This window comes from Aeribacillus sp. FSL W8-0870, assembly GCF_037963755.1.
Lineage (GTDB): Bacteria > Bacillota > Bacilli > Bacillales > Aeribacillaceae > Aeribacillus > Aeribacillus composti.
Genome location: NZ_CP150165.1, coordinates 3,612,451 through 3,638,308, shown reverse-complemented (window position 1 = coordinate 3,638,308; position 25,858 = coordinate 3,612,451). Strand labels below are relative to the sequence as shown.

The 25,858-nt window shown below is 37.6% G+C and carries 17 protein-coding genes; 5 read left to right on the top strand and 12 right to left on the bottom strand.

Annotation, left to right across the window (positions count from 1 at the left end):
• Positions 1–541: 541 nt before the first annotated feature.
• Together NSU02_RS17570 and NSU02_RS17565 are read right to left on the bottom strand one after the other, a co-directional pair.
• Entirely contained in the window at positions 542–1,849 is a 1,308-nt protein-coding gene (locus tag NSU02_RS17570; RefSeq protein WP_066250135.1) for an MFS transporter, read from the bottom strand.
• A gap of 170 nt (positions 1,850–2,019) precedes the next feature.
• Positions 2,020–3,579 (bottom strand): AMP-binding protein, encoded by a 1,560-nt coding sequence (locus NSU02_RS17565; protein WP_339193404.1) that lies wholly within the window; start codon positions 3,577–3,579, stop codon positions 2,020–2,022.
• 189 nt (positions 3,580–3,768) lie between these two features.
• On the opposite strand from NSU02_RS17565, the gene NSU02_RS17560 reads away from it, so the two are divergent.
• From NSU02_RS17560 to NSU02_RS17550, 3 genes are all read left to right on the top strand, one after another.
• Positions 3,769–4,359 carry a TetR/AcrR family transcriptional regulator gene (locus NSU02_RS17560; RefSeq protein WP_063388770.1) on the top strand — a complete coding sequence of 197 codons (591 nt, stop codon included), beginning with the start codon at positions 3,769–3,771 and terminating at the stop codon, positions 4,357–4,359.
• A gap of 917 nt (positions 4,360–5,276) precedes the next feature.
• Entirely contained in the window at positions 5,277–6,806 is a 1,530-nt protein-coding gene (locus tag NSU02_RS17555) for a malate:quinone oxidoreductase (RefSeq protein WP_339193401.1), read from the top strand.
• 967 nt (positions 6,807–7,773) lie between these two features.
• Positions 7,774–8,106, top strand: a complete 333-nt coding sequence (locus NSU02_RS17550; RefSeq protein WP_066250125.1) for an antibiotic biosynthesis monooxygenase — start codon at positions 7,774–7,776, stop codon at positions 8,104–8,106.
• A 340-nt stretch (positions 8,107–8,446) separates the two neighbouring features.
• On the opposite strand, the gene NSU02_RS17545 is transcribed toward NSU02_RS17550, so the two are convergent.
• From NSU02_RS17545 to NSU02_RS17500, 10 genes are all read right to left on the bottom strand, one after another.
• The gene (locus NSU02_RS17545; RefSeq protein ID WP_339193400.1) at positions 8,447–8,794 is read right to left on the bottom strand and encodes a DUF4372 domain-containing protein; all 348 of its coding nucleotides are present in this window, start codon (positions 8,792–8,794) and stop codon (positions 8,447–8,449) included.
• 1,147 nt (positions 8,795–9,941) lie between these two features.
• Positions 9,942–11,084 (bottom strand): alanine racemase, encoded by a 1,143-nt coding sequence (alr, locus tag NSU02_RS17540; RefSeq protein WP_339193399.1) that lies wholly within the window; start codon positions 11,082–11,084, stop codon positions 9,942–9,944.
• A gap of 672 nt (positions 11,085–11,756) precedes the next feature.
• Entirely contained in the window at positions 11,757–12,983 is a 1,227-nt protein-coding gene (locus tag NSU02_RS17535; RefSeq protein ID WP_339193398.1) for a DUF819 family protein, read from the bottom strand.
• Positions 12,984–12,988: 5 nt separating this feature from the next.
• Complete coding sequence (locus NSU02_RS17530; RefSeq protein WP_339193397.1) at positions 12,989–13,999, bottom strand: membrane dipeptidase; 1,011 nt, start codon at positions 13,997–13,999, stop codon at positions 12,989–12,991.
• Between the two features lie 442 nt (positions 14,000–14,441).
• Positions 14,442–14,567 carry a hypothetical protein gene (locus tag NSU02_RS17525; RefSeq protein ID WP_339193396.1) on the bottom strand — a complete coding sequence of 42 codons (126 nt, stop codon included), beginning with the start codon at positions 14,565–14,567 and terminating at the stop codon, positions 14,442–14,444.
• A gap of 103 nt (positions 14,568–14,670) precedes the next feature.
• A complete protein-coding gene (gene ald, locus NSU02_RS17520) occupies positions 14,671–15,807 on the bottom strand; it encodes an alanine dehydrogenase (protein ID WP_339193395.1) in 1,137 nt (378 codons plus the stop codon).
• A 112-nt stretch (positions 15,808–15,919) separates the two neighbouring features.
• Entirely contained in the window at positions 15,920–17,170 is a 1,251-nt protein-coding gene (locus NSU02_RS17515) for a PucR family transcriptional regulator (RefSeq protein ID WP_066250119.1), read from the bottom strand.
• A gap of 1,558 nt (positions 17,171–18,728) precedes the next feature.
• Positions 18,729–19,910: an IS701 family transposase gene (locus NSU02_RS17510; protein WP_063388773.1), complete on the bottom strand. Its 1,182-nt coding sequence runs from the start codon at positions 19,908–19,910 to the stop codon at positions 18,729–18,731.
• Positions 19,911–20,006: 96 nt separating this feature from the next.
• On the bottom strand, positions 20,007–20,780 hold the full coding sequence (locus tag NSU02_RS17505; RefSeq protein ID WP_339193394.1) for an amino acid ABC transporter ATP-binding protein: 774 nt from the start codon (positions 20,778–20,780) through the stop codon (positions 20,007–20,009).
• A 325-nt stretch (positions 20,781–21,105) separates the two neighbouring features.
• Positions 21,106–21,237 (bottom strand): hypothetical protein, encoded by a 132-nt coding sequence (locus NSU02_RS17500; protein WP_339193393.1) that lies wholly within the window; start codon positions 21,235–21,237, stop codon positions 21,106–21,108.
• Between the two features lie 1,050 nt (positions 21,238–22,287).
• Here NSU02_RS17500 and isdC point away from each other — a divergent pair.
• Positions 22,288–22,965, top strand: a complete 678-nt coding sequence (gene isdC / locus NSU02_RS17495) for a heme uptake protein IsdC (protein ID WP_339193392.1) — start codon at positions 22,288–22,290, stop codon at positions 22,963–22,965.
• Positions 22,966–22,980: 15 nt separating this feature from the next.
• Complete coding sequence (locus tag NSU02_RS17490) at positions 22,981–25,755, top strand: NEAT domain-containing protein (protein ID WP_339193391.1); 2,775 nt, start codon at positions 22,981–22,983, stop codon at positions 25,753–25,755.
• The last annotated feature ends 103 nt before the right edge of the window (positions 25,756–25,858 follow it).

Here is a 25,858-nt window from a genome sequence, read left to right as displayed (position 1 = left end):
ATACATTCCATTTCGAGTAACGTTGTATTTCAATGAATAAATAAACCGTTTCCTAATGATGGAAAGTACCTTAGGACGGAAATTCCTTGGCTGCAGTCTTTCATTTTTTGTACAAAAGATATAATAAACATATAAATTGGTGGTGAATGAAAAAGTTATCCATACGACGAACATTGATAACCGTCTTTAAACGATTCTCTGTCAGGGGGACCAGCCGATTCAGCGGCACTAACTGTATCCACTCTGAGCCGCCAACTCAAGAGCGGATTACTTTTTTTAAAAAAGACAGTATTGGTCCATCCACCCCCAGAGGAAATAGCGAGCATGAGAGATTCAAATAATGTCAAGGCATCCCCTTTCCTTCAGGGAGTGTCGATCCACCCTTGAGTTTTTCGTTTCTAGCAACTGCGTAAGAGGCATTCACACCATAATTAGGCCCCACACATAGATATACCAAACGAGTTTATTTAAAAATGAAAACAGGGTAACCTCATTCAATAATTTATGGTACCCCGTGGAAGGATAGAAATCTTATTTTACCTTACAGTTTTATGCTGAAATTATTTTCAGCTGTTTCAATATGATGATCGTATAACGAACGTTTTCTCGTATCCGGAACTAACAGACTTAAAATAAGGGATAATATAATGCCTCCCATCATAAATCCGCCAAAGACCCATGGGGAAGGACCGAAGGATTCGGCCATTGTTGTCCAAATCATCGGACCGAAACCAACAATGGCGGCTGCCACTTGATACCCGAAGGATAAACCTGTGTAGCGAACCTTTGCCGGAAATAATTCGGAGAATAAGGTGCCCTGTGTTGCGAAAATCGATGCCCAGATGATTCCCAGCATCACGCCTTGCATGATGTATAACCAGGAAGCGCCCTCGTCAACCAATGAAAAATAAGGGATAGATAAGATAAACAATAAAATTAATCCGACAATATAAATAAGTTTTCGACCAATATAATCAGACAAGTATCCTACAACCGGAATGGTGATAATCATAGTTGCGCAGCCAATGGTAAGGGCTGTTAGTGCCACTTGGTTGGAATACCCCAAGTACACCGTAGAATAAGAAAGAATAAATGACATTAAGAATACATTGAAAAATCCGTCCCCAATTTTTAAACCGATAGCATGCAAAACACTTTTCCAATTCGTTTTGAACGTTTCCAAAAATGGTATTTTCGCAATTGCTCCAGCTTCCTTTTGTTGTTTGAAGGCAGGAGTCTCTTCAATTCCGCTTCGGATCCAGAGTGCGAGTCCAATCAGAACGACACTAAATAAGAACGGAATCCTCCATCCCCATGCCAAAAATTGTGTATTAGAAGTAAAATAACTAATAACCGTTAAGCTTAATGAACCGAGAACTAAACCGATGGGTACACCTAACTGGGGAATGGAGCCATACAGTCCGCGAAGGCCTTTCGGGGCATATTCGGTGGCCAACAGAACAGCTCCACCCCATTCACCCCCAAGGGAAATACCTTGGATGAGCCTTAAAAGGACGAGTATAATCGGCGCCCAAATACCAATTTGCTCATAAGTAGGAAGAAGACCAATCAAAAATGAACTTCCGCCCATTCCAATAAGTGTAAATATTAAAGCGGCCTTTCTTCCCATCTTATCACCAAAATGACCGAAGATAATGCTGCCGATAGGTCTGGCTGCATAGCCAATTCCAAAGGTTGCAAAAGAAAGTAATAGTCCTACAGCCGGATCATGACTTGGAAAGAATAGAAATGAAAACACAAGTCCCGTAGCAGTACCATATAGGTAAAAATCATACCATTCAATGACAGACCCTGATAAGCTGGCAAACAAGATACGGATTTTGTTCATAAAAATACACCCCTCATCTCACATATCTAATAATCAAATTCAAATTCTCTTTTTGAGGGAATTCACGGTTATTTCATTATCGCTTGCACTGGAACGGCGGAATTTCATTAACGACATTCCGAGGTTTAACATGTTGGAAAAGCAGGTTCATAAAGGTAAATTGAATGATTTTAAAGTACATTTTCGGATTTCCTCAACAAATGTTTTTGAATTTTTCCGACAGACGTTCTAGGAAAGTCCTTCACAAACTCGATGGTATTCGGTATTTTAAATTTTGAAAGACGGTTCCGGCAATGTTCAATCAGCTCCTGTTCCGTCGTTTGTCTGCCTTCTTTTAAAATTACAAACGCTTTAATGGCCTCATCCCGCATCTCATCAGGCACGCCGATGACAGCGGCTTCATACACGTCCGGATGTTCCATGATTACATTTTCTACTTCCATTGCCGCTACGTTTTCTCCAGCACGTTTGATCATATCCTTTTTCCGATCAACGAAGTAAAAATAACCGTTTTCTGTCATAATGGCGTTGTCCCCTGTATACAGCCAGCCGTCTTGAATAGTTTCGTTGGTTGCCTTTTCATTTTTGAAATACCCTTTCATAATAGTGCGCCCCGGAATGCCTTTTACAATGATCTGACCGGGTTTGTTGACCGGTACTTCTTTTCCCGCTTCATCCACAAGTTTGACTTCGGCGCTGAGGATGGGCTTTCCGATTCCGGTATTATCCTTTTGCCCATATAATGGATTCATTAATGGCGGTGCTACAGTTTCTGTCATTCCGTATAGCTGCAACAGCGGTACATTGTATTTTTGTTCAAATTCCTGCAGTTGTTCAGGCGTGACCGATTGGGCAAAGATGATTAAGCGGAGAGGATTTTCTTTGTCTGCCTCATCAAAACGCTGTGCTAAAATCATGCGGATGGGAGCTGCAAACAATGAACCGACTGTTGCATGCAATCTCTTTGCCTGCTTAAAATATTGGGAAGCACTGAACCGTTCCGTGATGGCAACACTTGCTCCAACGGTTAAGGCAGGCATAAACAGATAGTATTGGCCATTGCCATGAAAAAGAGGAAGTACGATCAAAGCCCTGTCTTCTGGGGTAAAGTTCAGGGTCTTCGAAACAGCCTCGCCAGTATAAAGATAATTGGCATGAGTAATCATGCATCCCTTCGGCTTAGAAGTTGTTCCCGAAGTATACATGATGGAGACAATATCATCGCTTTTGAGGGATATAGGAGGAATGTCTCCCTCTGCTTTTTCAATTAAATGATCCATGCTTATTTCTTTGTATAGATCATTTTTGCAGCGGCTTAACAATATTTTTTTAAGATTTGGCAATTTGCTTTGAATTGATTGAAACTTTTCCAAATACCCCTCTTCTGTAATTAGGAGAACCGATTCCGAGTGGGCGATGTAATATTCCATTTCATTTGCAGTCGAGAGGATGTTTGTTGGTACCATAACCGCACCGACTCTAGCTAATGAAAACCAGCAGACAATGAAGTCAGAACCATTTGGAAGATGGAGAGTAACCCGGTCGCCTTTTTGAATCCCTAAATCCAAAAGTACTCGGCTGAATTTATTCACTTTTTGCAAAAACGTCTGATAAGTATACATGGTGGTTTTTTTGTTATTATCTTCAAAGACAAGAAATGGTTTATCTCCGTGCAACCTGCATTTTTCATGAAGCAAATCGATTATCGTTCTTTCTCCAATAATATCCATAGATTTCACCCCCTATAGTAAACGCTTACATAAAAAATAGACTGTAGTCTTTATAGACCATAGTTTATTTCAATACATTTGATTTGTCAATAATATTTTGTTAATTTAGAATATTTTGTATAATAGGTTTTCCAAGACCATTAGATATAATAAAAGACAAGTTGAGCTAGGAAAAAAGGGGATTTTTTTATGACATTAAATGCAAAGCAAAAAAAAGCGCTTAAAACCAAAAAAAGAATTTTGGAAACAGCTTTGGAGCTGTTTAGTCAAAAAGGATATAACCAAGTCACTGTGGATGAAATCGTCGAGAAAAGCAAAACGTCGAAGGGAGCCTTTTACGGGCATTTTGCTTCGAAGTCAGAAATTTTTTTGGAAAAGTTTAAGGAAATTGATAACTTTTATGATGAATTTTGCAAAACATTGCCGAATGATTTATCTGCTAAGGAAAAAATTATACGTCTTTCCATCACACAAATGAAGTATTTGAAAAACGATTTAGGGAAAGAGTTAATGCAAACGATTTATATGAATCCCCAAAGCGCCAAGTTTCTGGCGGATACGAATCGAAGATTATATCACATTCTTGAAAATTACTTACAAGAGGGACAGGAAAAAGGGGAGTTCACCGAAGATTTTTCAATACAAGAGCTGGCCATGATCATTTCCAGGTGCATGCGGGGAACTTTATATGATTGGTTTATTTTCGAAAAAGAACTAGATCCGGTCATCGAGATTGAAAAGATGCTTCAAGCGGTTTTTCAAGGAATTGAAAAATATTGATTCAAAAAATTACTAGAGCTTCAGGATCATAGGAAATTACTTATCCTTGATATGAAATTGAGCCATACTGATCATCCTTTTCTTCCTCTCTTATGTTTGAATGTTCTGACACTTCCAATCATAAGAGAGGTTTTGAAAATTGGGAAATCAAGTGGCTCATTTTTTATGTGGTCGCTCCTCTGTAAAGTGACTTAATATTAAATGATCAAATTCAAACATACATCCTATATGTAAAAATTTGTGTTTTTTTGCATAGAGTGAAAAACCACGCCAAAAAATGACAGAACATCATCACTGCTGGCAAGATAAGCAAACAAAGGAATAAATCCTAAAAAAACAATTGGAACTGTTTGTTCAAATTATCTATTTTGGGAGGCAGAATAAGTGACTGATTTTATAATTGAGTGACATGTTCATCATCTGTTGTTTGAAGATATGATTTATCTGTTTTATTTTGTGCAACTGTTCGCGTTTGCATCAACGTAAAAATTTTCGATATCCCCCTTTAACCAAGATATATCCCATAAAGAGCTCTATTTGACTGCTTATGGATTCTTTTTTGATCTTCTTTATCGGTAGAAACTCTTATTTAAACAGCACATCTCATTCGTTCAGGTGATATCTGGCGATTGGTAAATAATAGGATATGTTGGTGGAGTAAAATGATTCATTTTCAAGAAAAAATTAATTTTAGCGGTCTGGTTGTATAAAGTTGATATAGAATCTGTAAATCTATAAATAATCGTGATGGACTTTAATTAGAAATACTAATAATGAACTATACTTAAATAATGATATACTATAATTAAGATATAACTGTTGTAGAAAAGGCGTGTGGCGAAAGCCATGTAGAGCTTTGAATTAGGCAGGTCGCCTGCATCCTTTCTACAAATATTGGGGGATAAGGATGGGGAAAAATGAGTAGCAGACAAACTAACACAGACGTTATTTTAATTGGTGCCGGAATTATGAGTGCGACTTTAGGGACACTGTTGAAAGAATTAGCGCCGGAATGGGAAATTAAAGTGTTTGAAAAGCTCAACAAACCAGGAGAAGAAAGCTCTAATGAATGGAATAATGCAGGAACGGGGCATGCTGCACTATGTGAGCTTAACTACACACCCGAGAAACCGGATGGATCTATTGATATTAGCAAAGCTATAAAAATTAATGAACAGTTCCAAGTTTCCAGACAGTTTTGGTCTTACCTTGTAAAAAACAATCTAATACAAAATCCGCAGGAATTCATCAGACCGCTGCCCCACATGAGTTTAGTCCAAGGGGAAAATAATGTGAGATATTTAAAGAAACGTTTTGAAGCGCTATCAAACAATCCATTATTCCAAGGAATGGAATTTTCTGATGACCCGGAAAAACTGAAAGAATGGATTCCGCTTATAATGGAAGGACGTACATCGAATGAACCGATCGCAGCAACCAAAATCGACTCAGGTACGGATGTTAACTTTGGAGCTTTAACACGCATGTTATTTGACTACTTAAAAGAGAAAGAGGTCGAAATATACTACAAGCATAGTGTTAAGGATATTAAACGCACAAGCGACGGTTTGTGGGAATTGAAAGTGAAGGATCTCAATAGCGGTTCAGTTGAAATCCATAAGGCTAAATTCGTATTTATTGGAGCCGGCGGGGGAAGTCTGCACTTGCTTCAAAAATCTGGTATTCCAGAAGGTAAACATATTGGTGGTTTTCCTGTAAGCGGATTATTTATGGTATGTAATAATCCAGAAGTTGTAGAGCAGCATCATGCAAAAGTTTACAGTAAAGCTAAAATTGGTGCACCTCCTATGTCAGTTCCGCACCTTGATACACGGTATATCGACAACAAAAAAACATTGCTCTTTGGACCGTTTGCAGGCTTCTCGCCTAAGTTCTTAAAAACTGGTTCAAATTTGGATTTGTTTGCTTCCGTAAAACCGCACAATTTCGTAACTTTGTTGGCATCAGCCTTTAAAAACTTTTCTTTGGAAAAATACTTGATCGAGCAGCTTCTGTTAACGAAAGAAAAGCGCATGAATGAGCTGCGTGAATTTATCCCGACGGCTAAATCAGAGGATTGGGATATAGTCGTCGCAGGCCAACGTGTGCAAATTATCAAAGATACTGAAGCTGGCGGTAAAGGAACGATTCAATTTGGTACAGAAGTTGTTACGGCTGCAGATGGCTCGATCGCTGCATTGCTCGGTGCTTCTCCTGGAGCTTCTACTGCTGTACACGTAATGCTTGAAGTAATTAAAAAATGCTTTCCTCAACATCTGAATAAATGGGAACCGAAAATTAAAGAAATGATTCCTTCTTATGGTGTGTCACTAGTGGAAAACCCGGATCTTTTCCATGAACTTCATACTTCAACAGCAGAGACGCTCGGTCTAAACGGACAAGAACCGATCTCTGGTGTAAACGAAAAAGAACCGGTTTATAGCTAATTTCTTGGATGAGAAACAAAGGTGTGGAATGAATAAAGTTTAAAACAGCCACTTTTCATCAGTGGATAATTGTTTCTATAATAAAGAAAAGAGACTGATAAGTCAATGATTTTAAAGCAGAGATAATATAAAAAAATTGCAGAATAATAGAATATAATTGAAAATAATCCGTTTTTAAAAATTTTTTGTTGTCACGACGAAAAAAAGAGGGATGTCTAATAAGTCGTTTTTTCGATTTATAGACCTCCCCTTTAATGTTTTAGTAACGTTTATATATTGATGTTTATGTGTTTTTTGTTTTAATGACGTTTTGATTTTTGATATGCCTCCCCATTAGGTAGACAGATTAAAAAATAAAAATCTGTTTATCTTCATGGGGAGTTTTATTATGATAACCAAAAGAGTTTATCCTTACGGTGTTACACACATGCGGAATTTGAATGGAAAGCCATTTTGACAATAAAGAGCTTGCTCTGCCGCAGCCTTAAAAGCATTGTAAAACTTGTGTTCGTAAAAAGACACCTGTCTTGGATAAAATTTAAACTTATTTATCAAGATTGACAACAATATTGTCACGTAAAAAATACATGTTAGGAGCTGATTTCGTTTGACTTCATAAACGTGTGTTTTTTTGTTGTGAACTTTTATATTAAAATAGTTTTTTAAAATAATGAATGAATATTATCTTGGCTAATGGAGTATCTGATACGAAAGCCGGACAAGTAGAGAAACAATTAAATAGTGATAGTGTGCCGGAAATTCAATTTTTCATCTGGTGGAGACAGCGGAGCCATATCGTCATATGTTGTGCTGCGGATCAGGCGCTTTGCTATTGGCCATCATCTTTTTAAATGAATTGATAGAGAAGCGTTTTGAAAAAAGATGAATATTTCTTGCGGGTATTATTGAAAATGATAATTGTTATCAAATATAATAATGTATAATCACAATGAAAGGAGTAATGTGAGTGTTTGTTCAAATAAAAACTATTTTAGTGACAGAAGGACATGCCGATCGAATTGTTGATCGCTTCACTTCACAGGGAATAATCGAACAGCAGCCGGGTTTTATCGATTTAAGCGTGCTTAAGAAAAGGCAGAGAAAAGGGAATGAAGAAGTACTCGTTATGATTCGCTGGGAATCAGAAGAGGCTTGGAAAGCCTGGGAGAAGAGCGAGGCTCACCTTGCTGGTCACCGGGCGAACCGAGGCAAGCCTGCTCCCTCCTACATTTTGGAGAGTCGTCAAGATGTCTTCTATGTGCTGGGTCAGAAAGGCTATGTAGAGTCCTCTACTCGATAAAATAAAGCAGCCTCCAGTCCAAAAGTAGATTTTTCCTGAACATATGCTCTAAAAATTTTTAAATGCCCATTCATTTTAGATGATGGTCAATTGTGAATGGGTGTTTTTTTATTGCTTAAGAATCTATTCATGTGTGGGGTTTCTGGATCCAATTGAGCGTCAAAAAGGATTAGAAGAACTTAAATCATTGCTATTAGAAGAATAGTAGATACATAAGAAGGGGAGATCGTTGTTGGACGCGATCTCCCCTTCTGGATTTTATGGTATGCAAAGTCCGTACACGGTGGCATTAAGACACACATCTAATTTTCAGTTGCTGAGTGTTCTTGAAAATTAGGTTCTATGTCAATTGTTGGGGTGCACTTGATGTGAAGTGCACCTCTTTTATATGTATGAAAGTTAAATAAGTGAGCTGGATCTGATTGTTTTTTCGGGATAGCTGAGAGGCACTTATCGATTCAAATCCGAGTGCTTTTTGAAGATCTTCGTCTACAAGTGCATCACTCATTTCCTCTAAGCTCTTAAATTCGAGCAGCTGGGCTACCAATAAAAGTTTAATATAGGCTTCTGTTGTCAGCTTTTTTGTGTAATAGTCCTGTTTCAATTCTTTGACTTGTTCGCTAAGTTTTTGAATATTTATGGGTGAAACCCATTTACCAAATGATGAAATTAGTGTATTCTTGTCCATAATGGTTATCCTTTACGATTGGATTTGGGCAGGAACCACCTGTACTTCCATTGTAAAGGATTTTTTTGTTTCGAAATCAATAAAAAATTGAACATTCTTAGTATTTTGAATCATCAGATTTAATTACTGCAATGCTAGTGACAAAATTCAGGACTTAATCGTTTTTTATAATCAAAGTGACCAAATGAAGAGGACCTTTGGTATACATGAAACGAAGGAAACATTCAAAGGGATTTTTTAGCTGCAATTAGCGAAAGAAGCATTGGCAGTAAAAACATCTTCGAGAGAACAAACGGGTAATATTGCCTGTCCGCTTGATGATAAAGGTAGTCCCCTTCTGGCATTAGTTTGCTGAAAGTGCTTGAAGGAATTCCGATAAGTTTACGGATTTCCTTTAAATTATACTTCTGTAACATTTATTGACTACTTGTAAGTCTTTTTGATTTTCCCATCGAGTTTTTTGTTTAGTATGTAAGTCCAAATAATATAATTTATCGGTAAGGGGATGTCATTAAAATAATATTTTCTTGAGGAGGAGTATAAGGCTGCACGGCAGAGAACCGTTTGTGAAAAACGAAAAGTTAAAATCGTGTTCTATTGAGACAAAGAGGGCGGTTTTATGAGAGTGTGTGACTTGTTGCGGATAAGTGACTTCAATTTTAACTTAAAACTTATAGTTGATAAGTTTCATGGATAGAAATTATTTAGAGAGGACCGAGGAGCCTCTTTTTTAAAATTTTTCGCATCATAACTTGTAACTATAATTTTCTTGCCATCATTAAGGTTAAAAATATATTTATTAATTATTCTAAAGGCTGTAAGATGAATGTAAATAAATTAACTTGAGGAATGCACTTCGCGTTTTTTAAGTTATTTCAAGGCATATTTCCAACTTCATTCTGCGAAAGTTTCCAGGAGGTAAATAATATACCCGCTACCCGTTATAGGACTTTGCGGGGCTTATCAGCCTATCATACCCGCCTATTCATGTAAGGCGGTGGATATGGAATATATAATATGCAAACCTTTTATTGCCAAACACTACATTTCTTAAATGCCTTTAACAATGTGATTCATGACTATATTTTCGAATGTGCCGCTCTTTTTGAACTTTGGGGGCAGAGACCCCGTTCGTAAACAATGATATTTAGGTTTTGTTTTCGTTGTTCACGTAAACTCTTGGCACTCTTTTGCCAATGAGGCAGACTGTTTCATAGTGGATCGTATTCATTTGTTCCGCTACTTCGCCTAATGAAATATAGCCATGATCTGGATCTCCAAAAATAGTGACGATGTCATCTTCATTCACAGCTCCAACACCTGTTACATCAATCATCGACTGGTCCATGCAGATTCTGCCCACAATAGGCGCCCTTTTTCCTTTTACAGTAACATTGCCCTTATTGGATATGGATCTGGATAACCCATCTGCATAGCCGACAGGAATCGTTGCAATCGTTGATACTCTGTTAGTTGTAAATGTACAGCCGTAGCTGATTGATTCACCGGCATTCACCATTTTGACCAGAACCGGCTTTGTTTTAAAACTCATCGCTTGTCTCAAGGAAATTTTGTCTCGCAAATGTTCACTTGGATAAAGCCCATACAGACTGACACCAACCCTAACCATATCCAAATGCTTTTCCGGATATGCGATCGTTGCGGCACTATTGCAGCAATGTTTTATTGGGATATGTACATCATGTTGTTCCAAGTAATCAACAATTGCTTGAAAATGGGAAAATTGTTTTTCTGTAAAGGATGAATCTGGATCATCCGCTTGTGCAAAATGAGTGAATATCCCTTCCACCGTTACAAAAGAAGAAGTATTGGAATGAATCAGTTTCAGAGCTTCTTCTTTATTTTTAATGCCGATCCGGTTCATCCCGCTGTCAATTTTGATATGAATATGGGTGTTTTTTTTCAGTTCCTCTGCAGTCTGTATCACTTGATCTAACACATCCTGCGTAAAAACAGTTAGTGTAATATCATGTTGTATTGCAGTTTTTACGGCATTTGGGGAGGTATAACCCAAAATTAAAATTGGAGCCTTAATATTTGCCTCCCTTAGGGAAATTGCTTCATCAAGGATGGCAACCGCTAAATAGTCAGCACCGGCTCCAATTGCAGCTTTTGCCACTTCGATGGCACCGTGTCCATATCCGTCCGCTTTCACGACAGCCATCAGCTTACATTCATTATGAATATGTTCTTTAAAGGACTTTACATTATGCTGGATCGCTCCCAAATCCACTTCAACCCATGTGTCTCGATAACTTCCATGATTCATTGTGTTTTCCCCCTAGGTGAAATTAACAACAATATGCTTTTTTAGGATATATACTGGAAATTCAAACAGCAAAAAGTTGTTTGCGTAATATCACTGATTATTGGCCAAATCCTAATTATTATGTAAAATCTCACATCCAACCCAACGAACCGAACCTAGATTCCGCTTTACACAAAGTTCAGGATTTACTCTTGTATAAAATGCATTTTTATTAACTAATGGATAAACACAAGTTTTTTCCGTCTAAAAAATCATGATAAAATTGCCTTGGTGTCCCAACTATGGAGAAAAGATTACCAGATTACCACAAAATCTTCGATAAGAGTACCTGATAAAATGGTTTTTTCTAAATGAATTCATGCAGGGGACAGCTTGGCAGATTCTCAATTTCTAATCTTGGAACATAGTTTGAAATATTTTTCAAAGCTTGCTAAAGTGGCGTTAATCCTTCTAAACTTCATGGAAACAACAATGCAATGTTTCGGCGAAGTCATTTGAGGCAGTTTCAGTTATGGATTCTTTAGTATTTCCATTTAGAAATAGTTTCTGCTATATGAGAGTAAAGATTATTGAACGCATTCACATCAAAAATTTTGCTATGACCACAGTTTATGATTTCAAGTATTTGTCATAAACCCAGCATTTTTTGAAATGCTGGGTCAAGTGATTCACTTACATAAAAGTTGAGAACCAGTTGCCGAGAATTGTGCCAACATAGTTTCCAATAATGTAGCCGAATGTTCCGACTATTAATATCGGTCCAATTAAATTTTTCCAACCTTTCGCAATGGCCAATGCAGCTGCGGTTGTTGGCCCGCCAATATTAGCGTTGCTTGCTAAAAGTATATCTTCAAGATCATATTTAAATATTTTTCCGGCAACTAAAGAAATGATTAAATTAATGATGACAATAATAAAGGCGAACAATAACAACAATGGTGCATTTTGAATAATGAGCGGTATGGACGCCGGGATGCCGATAACAACGAAAAATATATGAACCAAAAATGTTCCAACTTCCTGACTCCCGTTAATATTTTCAAAGTATTTCGGAAATAACGTCAGTGCCATGAACGTCATCGTTGTCAGCATAATATATCCATCCCCGAAAAGTCCATTCAGCAAATTCATAAAGAACGAAACATCTTCCCCAGATGGAATCAACTGGTCAAAATATTTGGCGATCTTAAAGGATACAATGACAAACAAAAAGGCTGTCCCAACAGAAAGTGCAATATCTTTTAAAGAAATATCCTTTCTTTTCCAAAAGCTTTCCGCCAATGTTTTTCCATCTTCTATTGCACCCTGACGCTCTACTTCCAATATGTGGGGAGTACTGTAACGTCTCTTGAAAAATGAAAGTGTTGGAATAATCATTAGAATAATAAAGAGTATGGCCATCATTAAATTATCGGCAACTACCGCAGAAGAGACTAATTCACCTGGTGTTTTAAACTTAGCGGCCATTGCGGCAAAATTCACTCCGCCGCCAATATAGCTTGCACTGAACATAGCACCTAGTCTGTCAAGCATTGGAATATAATCTTTTAATAAAAAGAAACTGACAATGGTGCCGGCAATTGTCCCTATCGAGCTTAATAGGAAGATAATAAGCAATCTTCCGGTTTCCTTAAATATTTTTTTAATGTTAACATGGAAAAGCAACAATGGTATCGCTACTGGAACAATAACAGTCCAAACTGCATCATACACTGGAGATGCTGTAGGAATGATTCCAGTATTTGATAAAACGATCGCCCCAATGAGTGCAATGATGGCTCCTGTTATTTTGGATGCCCAAATGTAACGCTGTTCTAGATAAATACTTATCGAAGCCAAAACTACAATAATGCCCCACAAAGTTATATAGTCATCCGCTTGAATAAGTGTCTTCTCCAATTTAATCATCTCCTATCTTTTTCTTTTGAAAATAATTTTTTTATATAATGATCAGCATTGTTGAAGCTGATGGATTCTAACTCTTCAGGTGTGAACCCTCTTTTGCTCATTTTCTCCAAAAGATATGGAATTTTTGTCGCATCCTCCAGATCTCTTGTGTATACATTAAATTCTGTACCTAAATCATAGGATTCTAAGTAATTTACAAAATCAAACCCAAAGGCGACATGCTCCGGACCAACTAGATCAGCTATATAAATCGCATGATCAATGAATTTATCAATCGTTGGATTTTCGTGATCTACAAACAAACCATAAGTATTTAAACCGATGATTCCACCTCTTTCCGCAATCGCTTTTATTTGTTCATCTGTTAAATTTCTCTCATGGGGACAAAGAGCTCTTGCATTGCTATGAGAAGCTATAACTGGAAGTTCGCTGGCATTATACATATCCCAAAAAGATGTTTCATCTAAATGAGAAACATCAAGAATCCAGTTTTTCTTATTTGCCATCTGAACGGCAATTTTCCCATAGTCTGTGAGACCTTTGATCTTAGAATCTTCTGCGCCAGTACCGGTTGCCAAAAAGTTGCGCTCATTCCATGCAAAGATCAAATGAATAAATTTATTTTCATGAAGGAAATTGAATGTGTTTTCGATTTTGGCTTCAATTGTTTCCCCTTTCCAATCCTTCATAAAAGTAAGGCCTTCAACCCCAAAAAAGATTTTGATTTTTTCCGAATCAGGGTTATTCCGTTGATCAGACAAAGGATGACCAATCATTGCGTGTTTAGAATCCATTAAATCACTCATTACATATTGAAATAATGTTTGAAACCTGTCATATGGATGATTACGGAATTTTGGCTCTACCCAAAACACACAAATGATAGAATCGACTCCGCCTTCTTTCAGTTTAGGATAATGAAATCGATCAAATATATTCTTTTCGCCACGGCTTTTCCGCCATGCAATATCAGTAAACAGGTCAGAATGCAGATCAAAAACTTTCATGATGAACTCCCCCATAACAAACAGATTCAGGTTTTTGTAAGTTGGCGGTATGCATCAGATAATAAATGAATAATTTATTTACTTTCATCATTCTAAAAATAAGATTAAAAATTCAGGAAGTTCAGTCAAAATATAATAACGAAGAGATTCTTTCCAAACTTTTAACAAGCTTTTTGGAATTTTTATCTTATTTTGTAGATGAAAGAGTGATTAGATCTCTTTCTTCAAACGAATGTTGAAGTACTTTATCGGCAGCGGAAAATTTGTTTGGAAAGAAAATCTGATAAAAGCTTGCCTTTTCAGTTAATCTGGAAATTTGTTTTAAACAAACTTTTGATTGTCCATTTGATTGATATAAAATTCTGAAAAATAATCGTATTTGCTGGCTCTATTCAAAAAGGTTCTCCTGCGGAGCCAGCGTTTCCTGTTAATCTATTTCGGTTTACGATTTGATATTCAATTGTTCAACTCCCATTTTCATCAAGGCGCTTTCATATTTATTTTTTCCGGTTTTTTCAGAAAGATGAGCAATGAATGCCATTTCTTTATTTAAATCAACCTTTTCCATCTTCAACTTTTTGCGGTTTCGAACTTTTATTAATGTCAATGAAGGTTGTTTAAGGAACCTTTTATTTTAAAACACCCTTCATAGCTAAGCTAGAAGGGTGTTTTTATGATGTTGAATACAATCGTTCGGAGATGACCTCATCGACTGGAACATAGTCATAGCCAAGGTCATGTGCTACTGCTTTAAAGGTTATATTTCCATTCATGACGTTCACGCCTGTTTTAATCGCTTCACTTTCTTTAATTGCTTGAATTACACCTTTGGAAGCAATTTGCACAGCATATGGAATCGTGACATTTGTTAGGGCAATTGTTGCTGTACGTGGAACCGCACCTGGAATGTTGGCGACTGCATAATGCAGCACTCCATATTTTTCGATAATAGGATTGTCATGAGTTGTTGCATAATTAATCGTTTCAAAGTTTCCGCCTTGATCAATAGCAACGTCGATTATGACTGACCCGGGCTGCATAGATTTTACCATTTCTTCCGTTACAAGCTTAGGTGCTTTTGCACCGGGAATCAGCACCGAACCGATAACTAAATCGGAGTCTTTGACAGATTCTGCAATATTATAAGGATTTGACATTAACGTCTGCACAGTTGAACCAAAAATGTCTTCTAATTGACGCAGGCGTGCAGGATTTAAGTCAATAATCGTTACATCTGCACCAAGGCCGTGTGCAATTTTTGCTGCATTCGTTCCGACTACACCGCCGCCAATAATCGTGACTTTTCCGCGTTTGACACCAGGAACACCGCTTAGCAGTATTCCCTTTCCTCCTTTAGATTTTTCCAAATATTGCGCCCCGAGTTGAGCTGCCATGCGGCCGGCAACTTCGCTCATTGGTGTCAATAATGGCAATGTATTATTTACGGTAATTGTTTCATAAGCAATAGCGGTCACTTCATTTTCCACTAAAGCTTTGGCCAATTCCGGTTCATTTGCCAAATGGAGATAGGTAAATAAAATTAACCCTTTTCGGAAATATACATATTCATCTGGGAGGGGCTCTTTTACTTTCAGAATCATTTCTGCTTTTTCCCAAACCTCTGAAGCTCTTTCAACAATCTCGGCACCAGCCTGTTTATACTCTTCATCGGTAAAACCGCTTCCGATTCCAGCGTTTGCTTCAATAACAACTTTATGTCCTGCATTTATTAATTGCACAACCCCTGCAGGTGTGATAGCTACACGATTTTCATTATTTTTAATTTCTTTCGGTACCCCGATGATCATCCTCACCATCTCCTTAAAATAACATCTGCACCACTATCATATCTCTTTTAGTTGAACCTTACTTTATGAAAAAATCAGAAAACCGCAAAAGTAATTTGTGTAAATATACAAATTACTCGACATTCATGCTTTCAAGTTTTAAATCCAGAAATAATGTTATTTTCTGGTTAGGGTCTTTCAGGTTTATTCCTGTTATTTCTACTACTCTTTTTAAACGGTAATTTAACGTATTCGGATGAACATGTAATAATTGCGCTGCTTGATAAACATTGCAGTCGCATTCTAAATAACTTTTAAGCGTATGCAATAAATCGGTGTGATGCTTGAGGTCATACTCTCTTAATTTTTTGATTGCCTCACTTTGATAGTGGTCACGAACTCGGATTTGATAAAGTTCATCTAAAAACTGATAGATGCCGATCTCCTGAAAACTATACTTTTGCTGTAATTCATCGGGGAATTTTTCCTTAAGCCTTAATACTTTCAATGCTTGTTTATAGCTGCAATGAACATGCTCCGGAGTATGATAAACGGAGCCGAAAGCACCAGATATATTTCGGATTTGTAAACGCATACTTATTTTGTTGATAAAATCTTTAATAAAACCGGAAAGAGCGTTCATCGCCTCTTTTTCTGTTCTGAGCCGGGTAAGCAATATTAGTTGATTTTGATCAAATAATTTGCTGACTACTTGAACTTGGTGCAATGTTTCAGCCAAATAATAGGCATGTTTTTCAATAGCTTGTGTTATATCATTTTCAAAGTTAATGATAGCAACAGCAAGATTTCCATCCAGATTAACCCCAACTCGTTTAGCCTGGTGTTTAATCTTAGACACATCGTTCAGATGACCTGTTAATAGCTTCCATAGAAATTCTTGATGACTCTCTTCTTCTTTTCGTTTTCTTATTCGCTGAAGGAGGAGATGGTTTTTCACAAGCTTTGCAGCTTCCTTTAGCAAATGCAATTGATCATCGCCCATTGTTTTATCATTGATTTGTGCCCATATAAACCCTAAAACCTCATTATGTTTTCGAATCGAAACAGCGACACGGTTGCCAAGTCCAACTTCTTCGATTGCAGGGACAATAACAGGTTCATCGCTTTCGAACAGTTTTGCCATAATCCCATTTTTCCAAAGACTGTTAATGATTTTATCTGGCACTTTTCTACTCATAATCGTGGCCATTCTTGCTTCATCAACATTTTCTTTATGTCTGCTGTAGGAAATGATCTGATGATTGGAATCCTCTATCGTTATTGGACATTCAAGCATTTCACCAATACGGTCTGCCAAAAGGTCTAGGGAATCGTCTTGACGCAACTGCGAAAGTAATTGTGGATAGCCTAATGAATTCCTCATTAATTCTTGCCCCCTTTTGCATTTTTACAGTCCTAAATCCAATAATGAAGGGTCAATTGAATGAACAAGAATCACCCGTTTTGTCGATCATTATTAAAAAAATTTCTGAACAATTATTAGAAGAGCCTAAACAAGATTCGTACCAAATATCCTTGCCAAGAAGCTCATACCGCCTAAGGTAACATAAAGAGTCATATGGCGAAAAAAGAATCTCTACATGGTCAGCCAAACACCGAGAATTACAGATTACATTTTGTTTGCTTCTATAAATGCAGCCAATTATCCAAGGATTTACAGTTATGAAGAAAACTAAATATTTGCTTTTCCTTTTTCATTTACGTGTTTTGATAATTTCGTGATATTGATTTTTCCTAAATCCGGCCTGGCTTTCCTTTTTGATTGATCGATTCTTTGCCGATCATTTATCCTGCAAAAGGGATGTAATACGAAAAATTACTAATAGGAAACGCACTTTTTGCTAAGTAGAAAAACACGGGGTCAGCATATATAAAAATCTCTGTTAGTTCATAGTTATTTTGAATTAATCTTGCCGATTGTTCAGCAGTTTCACAAATCAAAGGTGTCGTCATCAATTCATTACATTCGGCAGCGATCTTACCAATTTCATGGTATTAGGCTCAAGCACATCATCTGCAATCATTAATTGAATGATTCCACCTCCTTAAAATGGTTTTAATAATCTATAATGAAAATATTCCGTCTTTATTAAAAGCAGCAGCCCATTTAAACGGTCTTTAAATAGATTATTTTTTTAAAATGCAGCATTCTCAATATTATCGTCAGGAAATCTGACAAATTATAAAAAGTAAACGTTTTCAAAATTGCCTATTTTAGAAAACGTTGGCGAACGTATGGGATAAAATCTGGGTAAAACCGATGAACTGCTTGTTCATTGCATAGACGACGATGCTTACATTTGCCGGGTTCCAAAAGAATAGGACATTTTTGCCGGAAACATATGGATAGATATTCAGCTTTGTATAATTGCCACTTGATCGAAATCTTCCGCGAAAAACTTCTTCGTATAACGGGTGAGAATTTGCATTACTGTTGGATCAATAAAGTGCTTGTACTCATGCATTTCGAAAGAATACAGCGCTGCTGAACAGTGCTATGCTGATGCTATTATTTTACCACGTTCTTGAGAAACTTGCTTTTGCTTGTCGTGTCGTTAAAATATTTGGCTGTTGTGGATATTTAATACTTTAATGGGAAACGCTGGCTCATTTCGAAGGTTCTTTATTTTACGGGAGCTTCCACGTCCTGATATGTTCATTCCGTAGGATGCCCAGTGGAAACAGCTTGAATAGTGGTGCTCGTAAAGGATATGGAGGAAATCAATCAATATTCGGCAAAAGCCCTAAACAATTGTATGGAATCGTTTAGGGCTAGGAATTTTAGGAGGTTTCTGTGTTTGGGCCTGTATTTACAGTGATGTGAAAGGACAGAGGCTGTTCACTTTTTAAATATAGTAACTGTAGTTGAGCAATTTTCATTACAATAATTACCATGTAAAAAGAGACAAACGGAGTACCCCTTATGCCACATGAAGCTGTTTTTTAACGACATCAATGGGAATATCTTGTTTCGCTGCATCGTAAATAAACTCCACGAGGCTATGTCCTTTCTTCTTTCGAAGGAAGTCAAGCCCGGTAGAGAAATCGCTGTTGGATTCGACCATACTGTACACATAAGCGAGTTGCACCAAGATCCAATACCGTTTCACCGCCCGACGTTGACGAACGCGGTACCCATCGAGCTTCAGCTGGTCTTTCGCTTGTCGAAAAAAGCATTCGATCGACCAACGCTGGGCATAGTAGCGCAAGATCTCTTCATCGCTTAGCTCCCGGTCGGTGCTCAAGACGCAGTGAAGATGTTCAGGTGTCATCGGCTGATCGGCTTTCCAAGCCAACAACACAACGGCATCATCGAGACCTTTCAGCGCTCCCTCGTAGCGATACACGCGATAACGCTCTTCTCCCACCGTGACGAGATGGGTGTCGTTCGGTTCGATATAGCGGGCAAACTGTTTGGCTTGGATGGCGATGCCTTTTGGATAAAGAACCCGATTCGTCTTGAGCATCGCAATGACGTGGAATCCTTTTTTCAGGCAGGCTTCCACGAGTGTTTTCGATGGGTACCAAGAATCCATCAGCACATAAACAGAACCGTGCACATCCAAAGAAGAAAGCATCTCGATGGCCCATTGACCCTTGCTTTTCCCATCCGCCTTGTCGTAGAGGCGAAACGCAAAGGGAAAGGCTTGCGTCATCGTATGAACCATGAGCCAGACGAGAGAGTGTCCCCAAATCGACTTTTTGTCCGCGTGAGAATAATGCCAATTACACCCTTCAATAGCGTGTTTCGCCTGTGACGAAGGCTTCGTTTTTCGGCAGATCGTATCATCGATCGAAACAAAAATGGGGTGATTCTTTCGCTTGGCCGTTCGTTCCACATGACGAAGCATCCACTGCTGGAGTTTGCGAAGCAAGATTTCTTCATCCCAAGGGCTTTTCGTGAAAAAATGGCTCAGTGTCGTTCGATGGTTGGGATGAAAGCTCTCATGATGCAGATCGGTCAAGGTTCCCACAAATCCTTTCGTTGTCAGCGCATCGATAATATGAACGAGATGCTTCATGACCGGCTTAGAGAAATAAAGGGCCAGCCCCAACATTGCGAAAAACTTGTCGATTCCTTGGTGATGTGGTAGTCTATTCATGAGACATGAACCTCCTTGAGAATGGTTTGGTGACACATCTATTCTAATCAAGGAATCGGGTTCATGTCTCCTTTTTTGTTCGGATGTAAATTTATGTTAGTGAATTTGCTCATCTACAGTATAGTAAGTAAAATCCTCGGGTATTACCCGCTTTAAGAACTGTTTTGTTCTTTCTTCTTTTGGGTGTGTGAAAATTTCTTTAGGTGATCCTTCTTCTACAATGACTCCGCCATCCATAAAAATCACCCGATTGGCAACATCTTTCGCAAAAGACATTTCATGAGTTACAACCAACATTGTTGTTCCTTCTTTGGCAATTTGCTTCATAACTGTTAAAACTTCACCAACTAATTCCGGATCCAGTGCTGAAGTTGGTTCATCAAATAAAATGATGTCTGGATTTAAAGCAATCGCTCTTGCAATGCCAACCCTTTGCTGCTGCCCGCCCGATAATTCACTAGGGTAAGCATTGTATTTGTGGGACAGTCCTACTTTATCCAATGCTTTTTTTCCAATTTCATTCGCTTTTTCTTTTGGAATCTTCCTGCCAATAATAAGCCCCTCTGTTACATTTTCTAATGCTGTTTTATTATTAAACAGATTGTAATTTTGAAATACAAATGCAGTCTTTTGTCTTATTGCATGAATTTGTTTTCTAGTTGCTTTATGAAGATCAACCTGAATATCCCCAAAAATTGCCTGACCTTGATCTGCTTTTTCAAGAAAATTTATGCATCTTAGCAATGTTGTCTTTCCTGATCCGCTCGGTCCAAGAATGACGACAACATCTCCTTTATCTATTTTTAAATCAACTCCGTTTAAAACTTTGTTTTTCCCAAATGATTTATGTACATTTTTAATTTCCAGCATGTTATCCACCTCTTGCCTTCAAGCTTAAGTATGGTAGTTTTATAAATATTCTCCAAAACTACATATCAATATAAAATTCAAAAAATTGCGACACGTTTAGGCTCTTAATATTATTTCATGCAATGGCACCCTATGACTTAATGATGTGCTTTAATAAAATTGACAGTGGCTGTACAAAAATTTGAAAGTGCTTCAGCCGGCGTTTGAGGAATGAGCATTCTAAATGTCTGATCATTTATTAATCCAACTGACTGTGCAGTCAATAAGGTATATATGATTTCATTTGCATAAGGATAGGATCTGTCATATGCAAGCTTTTGAATCACTATTTTTGCAGTGTCAAATGATGAACGAGAGGATGTATTTGATCCACACCCTGTTTGTAGATGAGTAATGCTAAATCTGTACCTACCGCTTCGTCGTCTGCACCTTTTATCCATTCAAAAATCTGTACCATCTAATTGAGTCGTTCTAAATTTAAATCATACTATTTAGCTAGGTTTAATTTTCTATAATAATAGATCTTAATAATTTGAAAGTCAACAGTTGATTGTACAGATCGGACAAATTGATAAAAAGAAATGAGAGTTACTAGTACTATGAGCTTGTTTTGAAGTTTCATTGTAGGTACAGCGAAAATATTATTGTTTGAAGAAATGCTCATATGTATTTTCAATACATTATTGCCTAGTTGTAAACTCATATAGAATAGCTGGCGAATATTATTTAAAAAAATTATTCAAAAATAATTAATTCCGTTTTACACTCCATTTCGTATTCACACTTTTTAAAAAAGTTCATGTCCAATTTTTACCATTTTTGTATCTGCTCTATATTACTTTTTTATAGAATCTAAACTTATTTTTATGGAGATAACAGCTTCTCCATACATATTTTTATGGAGTTCATATTGCGTTATCGATACATAAAGAAGAAAGTGCTGGTACAAACATTAAATTTTCTTAATAAAGTTTAATCAATGAAAAAGCATTTTTTAAAAATACTCCAAGTCTTCCATTTCATTTTCCCCCTTGGCCTTAACATCACACTACCTCATGTCCGAAAAAAGGGAACTGATCTAATTTGTTTCATCTCCATTTTTTTTCTATTCATTTTGTTAATCGATAGCCTATATTCACATGAATAATACACTGTCCGAATAATTTTTCAGACATAAGGCGAATCAATCATTCTGATAAATACAAATTATTTTTTTATGGATGAAATTCAATTAAACAAGATTTTTCTATTTTCTTGTATAAAGTTCGACTAAAGTCTTTTAATACGGAGTTTCCAACTAAATAAAAAACTACTAAATGAAAAATTTCTATAATTATGGAAAACTGGAAGATTCATAAAAATTTATTGACAATGAGAATCGTTATTAATAAAATGACTCTTGAGATTGAGAATCATTATTGATAAGTGGCCGAAAGGAGGAAAGCTATTTAATTCTGGAATATAACAATCTATTAATTACATTTTAAAGGAGGGTACGGATCAAAAAATGAAAAAAATTTTTTCAGTCGTCTTTTTACTATTTGTAGTTTTTTATGCTTCATTGCCGGCATCGGCGAATAATTCCTTGGCTGATGGAACATATACCATCAACTATAAAGTTTTAAAAGCAGATAATGATTCGGTATCCATGGCCAATGATTATTGGGAAAAGCCTGCAAAACTAATTGTGAAAAATGGCAAATACTTCGTTCAAGTAAGATTAAATCATAGTTCGTGGATTAAAGAATTTAAAGTTTCTAATGTGGAAACAAAAGTGATAAGCACAGATACTTCTGCAAATAAAAGAGTTGCGCAATTTGAAGTAGATCAAGTTCCCGACATTGTAACCTCTCAAATACATGTTTATATTCCAGAAGACGAATTTCCTGGAGAGGGTGTTTATGACAGCCATTACACAATAAGACTAAAGTTTGATCAAAATAGCATTAAAGCTGTTAGCTCAGATTCTAATAGTTCAAACGAATCATCTACCTCTGCTTCTACAAAAACAAGCAATGAAAAAAGTAGTCAAAATAAAACAAACAATCAAAATGAAACAGACAAGCAGACAGAAAATAATCCGGAAACTAGTGACAGCACGTCACTTTATGTTTTCATCGGTTTATTTTTATTATCTGCAGCATTTCTAATTTTTAAATTCAAATCTAGATTTAAAGTTTCGTAGAAGGGGAGGTTTCTTGTGAAGAAAAGGATTAGAAAGTTTTTTGCCATTTTTATGGTTTTCCTGCTATTATTGCCGACCGTCAAAATACAGCCTGTTTTTGCTGAATCGGCTATAGCAGACGGAGAATACACGATTGGCTTTAGGGTCTTGAAAAACGGAACAGAAGATACCTCGACAATGGACGGCTATACCGTGAAGCCGGCCGGCTTAACAGTGCAGAACGGCAAAACATATGTATCAGTGACATTAAAAAGCAGCGAATGGATTAAAACCTTTCAAGTAGAACGAAATGGTGAATACGTCGATGCTGAGGTTGTATCGACGAATGAAGCAGAAAACACGAGAGTCGTCAAGTTTGAAGTGGATGATTTAACGAAAAAACTGAATGTTCAAACAAGAGTCGCCGTACCAGGTGTATATGATACAGTTCATACGGTTCAATTCCAATTTGATGTAAACAGCATTACACCAGTGCAGGCAGAGCAGCCGGAAGAGGGCGGGCAAGAGCCTGAAAATCCGGGTCAAGAAGATGGGGAAGAGCCGAAAGATCCAACTCCTGGAGATACTGAGCCAAATCCGCAGCCGGGAGAAGATGGCAATCAAGATGAGCAGCCTGCGGAACAGCTTCAAGACGGCGAATATACGATTGGCTTTAGGGTCTTGAAAAACGGAACAGAAGATACCTCAACAATGGACGGCTATACTGTGAAGCCAGCTGGTTTAACAGTGCAGAACGGCAAAAAATACGTCTCAGTGACGTTAAAAAGCAGCGAATGGATTAAAACCTTTCAAGTAGAACGAAACGGTGAATATGTCGATGCGGAGGTTGTATCGACGAATGAGACAGAAAATACGAGAGTCGTCAAATTTGAAGTAGATGATTTGACGAAAAAACTGAATGTTCAAACAAGAGTTGCCGTACCAGGTGTATATGATACGGTTCATACTGTTCAATTCTTGTTTGATGTAGACAGCATTACACCAGTGCAGGATGGACAGCCGGATGAAGGCGGCCAAGAGCCTGAAAATCCGGGTCAAGAAGATGGCGAGGAATCGAATGATCCAGCTCCTGGAGAAGATGGCGATCAAGATGAACAGCCTGCTGAAGAGCTTCAAGACGGAGAATACACGATTGACTTGACAGTGTTCAAAAACGGGACAGATGATATCTCATCAATGGATAACTATACAGAGAAGCCGGCCCGTCTAACAGTGCAGGACGGCAAAAAATACGTCTTATTGACGTTAAAAAGCAGTTCATTAATTAAAAGCTTTAAGGTAGAGCGAAATGGCGAATATGTCGATGCAGAGGTTGTATCGACGAATGTAGAAAAAAATACAAGAGTCGTCAAGTTTGAAGTAGACGATTTAACAAAAAAATTGAATGCTCAATTGACTGTTTCGGTTCCGAACATGTATGAAATGACGCATACCGTCCAATTCCAGTTTGACGTAGACAGCATTACACCAGTGCAGGATGGACAGCCGGATGAAGGCGGCCAAGAGCCTGAAAATCCAGGACAAGAAGATGAAGAGGAACCGAATGATCCAGCACCTGGAGATAATGAGCCAAATCCGCAGCCGGGAGAAGATGGCGATCAGGATGAACAGCCTGGAGAACAGCTTCAAGACGGCGAATATACGATTGACTTTAAGGTCTTGAAAGACAAGACAGAAGATATCTCGATGATGGATGGCTATACTGTGAAACCGGCTCACTTATCGGTGAAGGATGGCAAAAAATACGTCTCCGTGACGTTAAAAAACAGCGGATGGATTAAAACCTTTCAAGTAGAGCGAAACGGTCAATATGTCGATGCGGAGGTTGTATCGACGAATGACGTAGAAGACACAAGAGTCGTCAAGTTTGAAGTGGATGATTTAACGAAAAAACTGAATGTTCAAACAAGAGTTGTTATACCGCAATATGGTTATGATGGATCTTATACGGTTCAAATCCAGTTTGATGTAGACAGCATCAAACCAGTGAAGAAGGATCAGCCGGATGAGGATGGACAAAAACCAGAAGATCCTGGGAAAGATCCGGGTACAAATAAGCCTGGAGACAATCCATCGAACAATAACAATCAAAATTCTGGAAATAACAATGGCGGACAAACAAGAAATGAGTTGGCTGACGGTCTATATACCGTGGAATTTACTGTATTAAAAAATGGTACAGAAGAACCGTCAATGGTCAATGATTATGTTGTCAGCCCGGCACTATTAACTGTAAAAAATGGACAATTAGATGTTGCGTTCACATTGCTAAAAAGCTCATGGATCACGAAATTACAAGTGGAAAGAAACGGCCAATATCAAGATGTGGAAGTGCGAAGCAAAAATGAAAAAGAAGATACAAGAGTAGTAGGTTTCCCGATCGAAGATTTATCTAAAAAAGTGAATGCTAAGATCAAGGTGGATATTCCAGATCTTCAATATCACAATACGTATGATATCCAAATTGCTTTTGATCCAGATAGTGTAAAACCATATGATGGAACAGGCGTTCCAACGAAGAATACGAATTCCAGCGATCAAGATCAAAACCAAAATCAGGATCAAAATCAACAAAATAGCAATAGCGATGACGATTCACTAACCTTTAACCGAGATGCAGATCAACAGTCGACAGACGATGACGCTTCCAATAACTCAAATAATTCAACCGTGAATGCCAAAACGGCTGATCTTTCCCAAATTGGTTTGTATTTGGCATTGCTGCTAGGATCTCTTGCCATCATAGTTTGGAAGAATCGCTCAAGGCTCCTTATTCATTTGAAAAAATAACCTGACTGTTGTCTTGATGCGGACATGCGCATCAAGACAACATTTTCGTGCGCCCGGCATGTACATGAACTATAGGGTGTAAGTCCCGAACCCCGAAGACAGA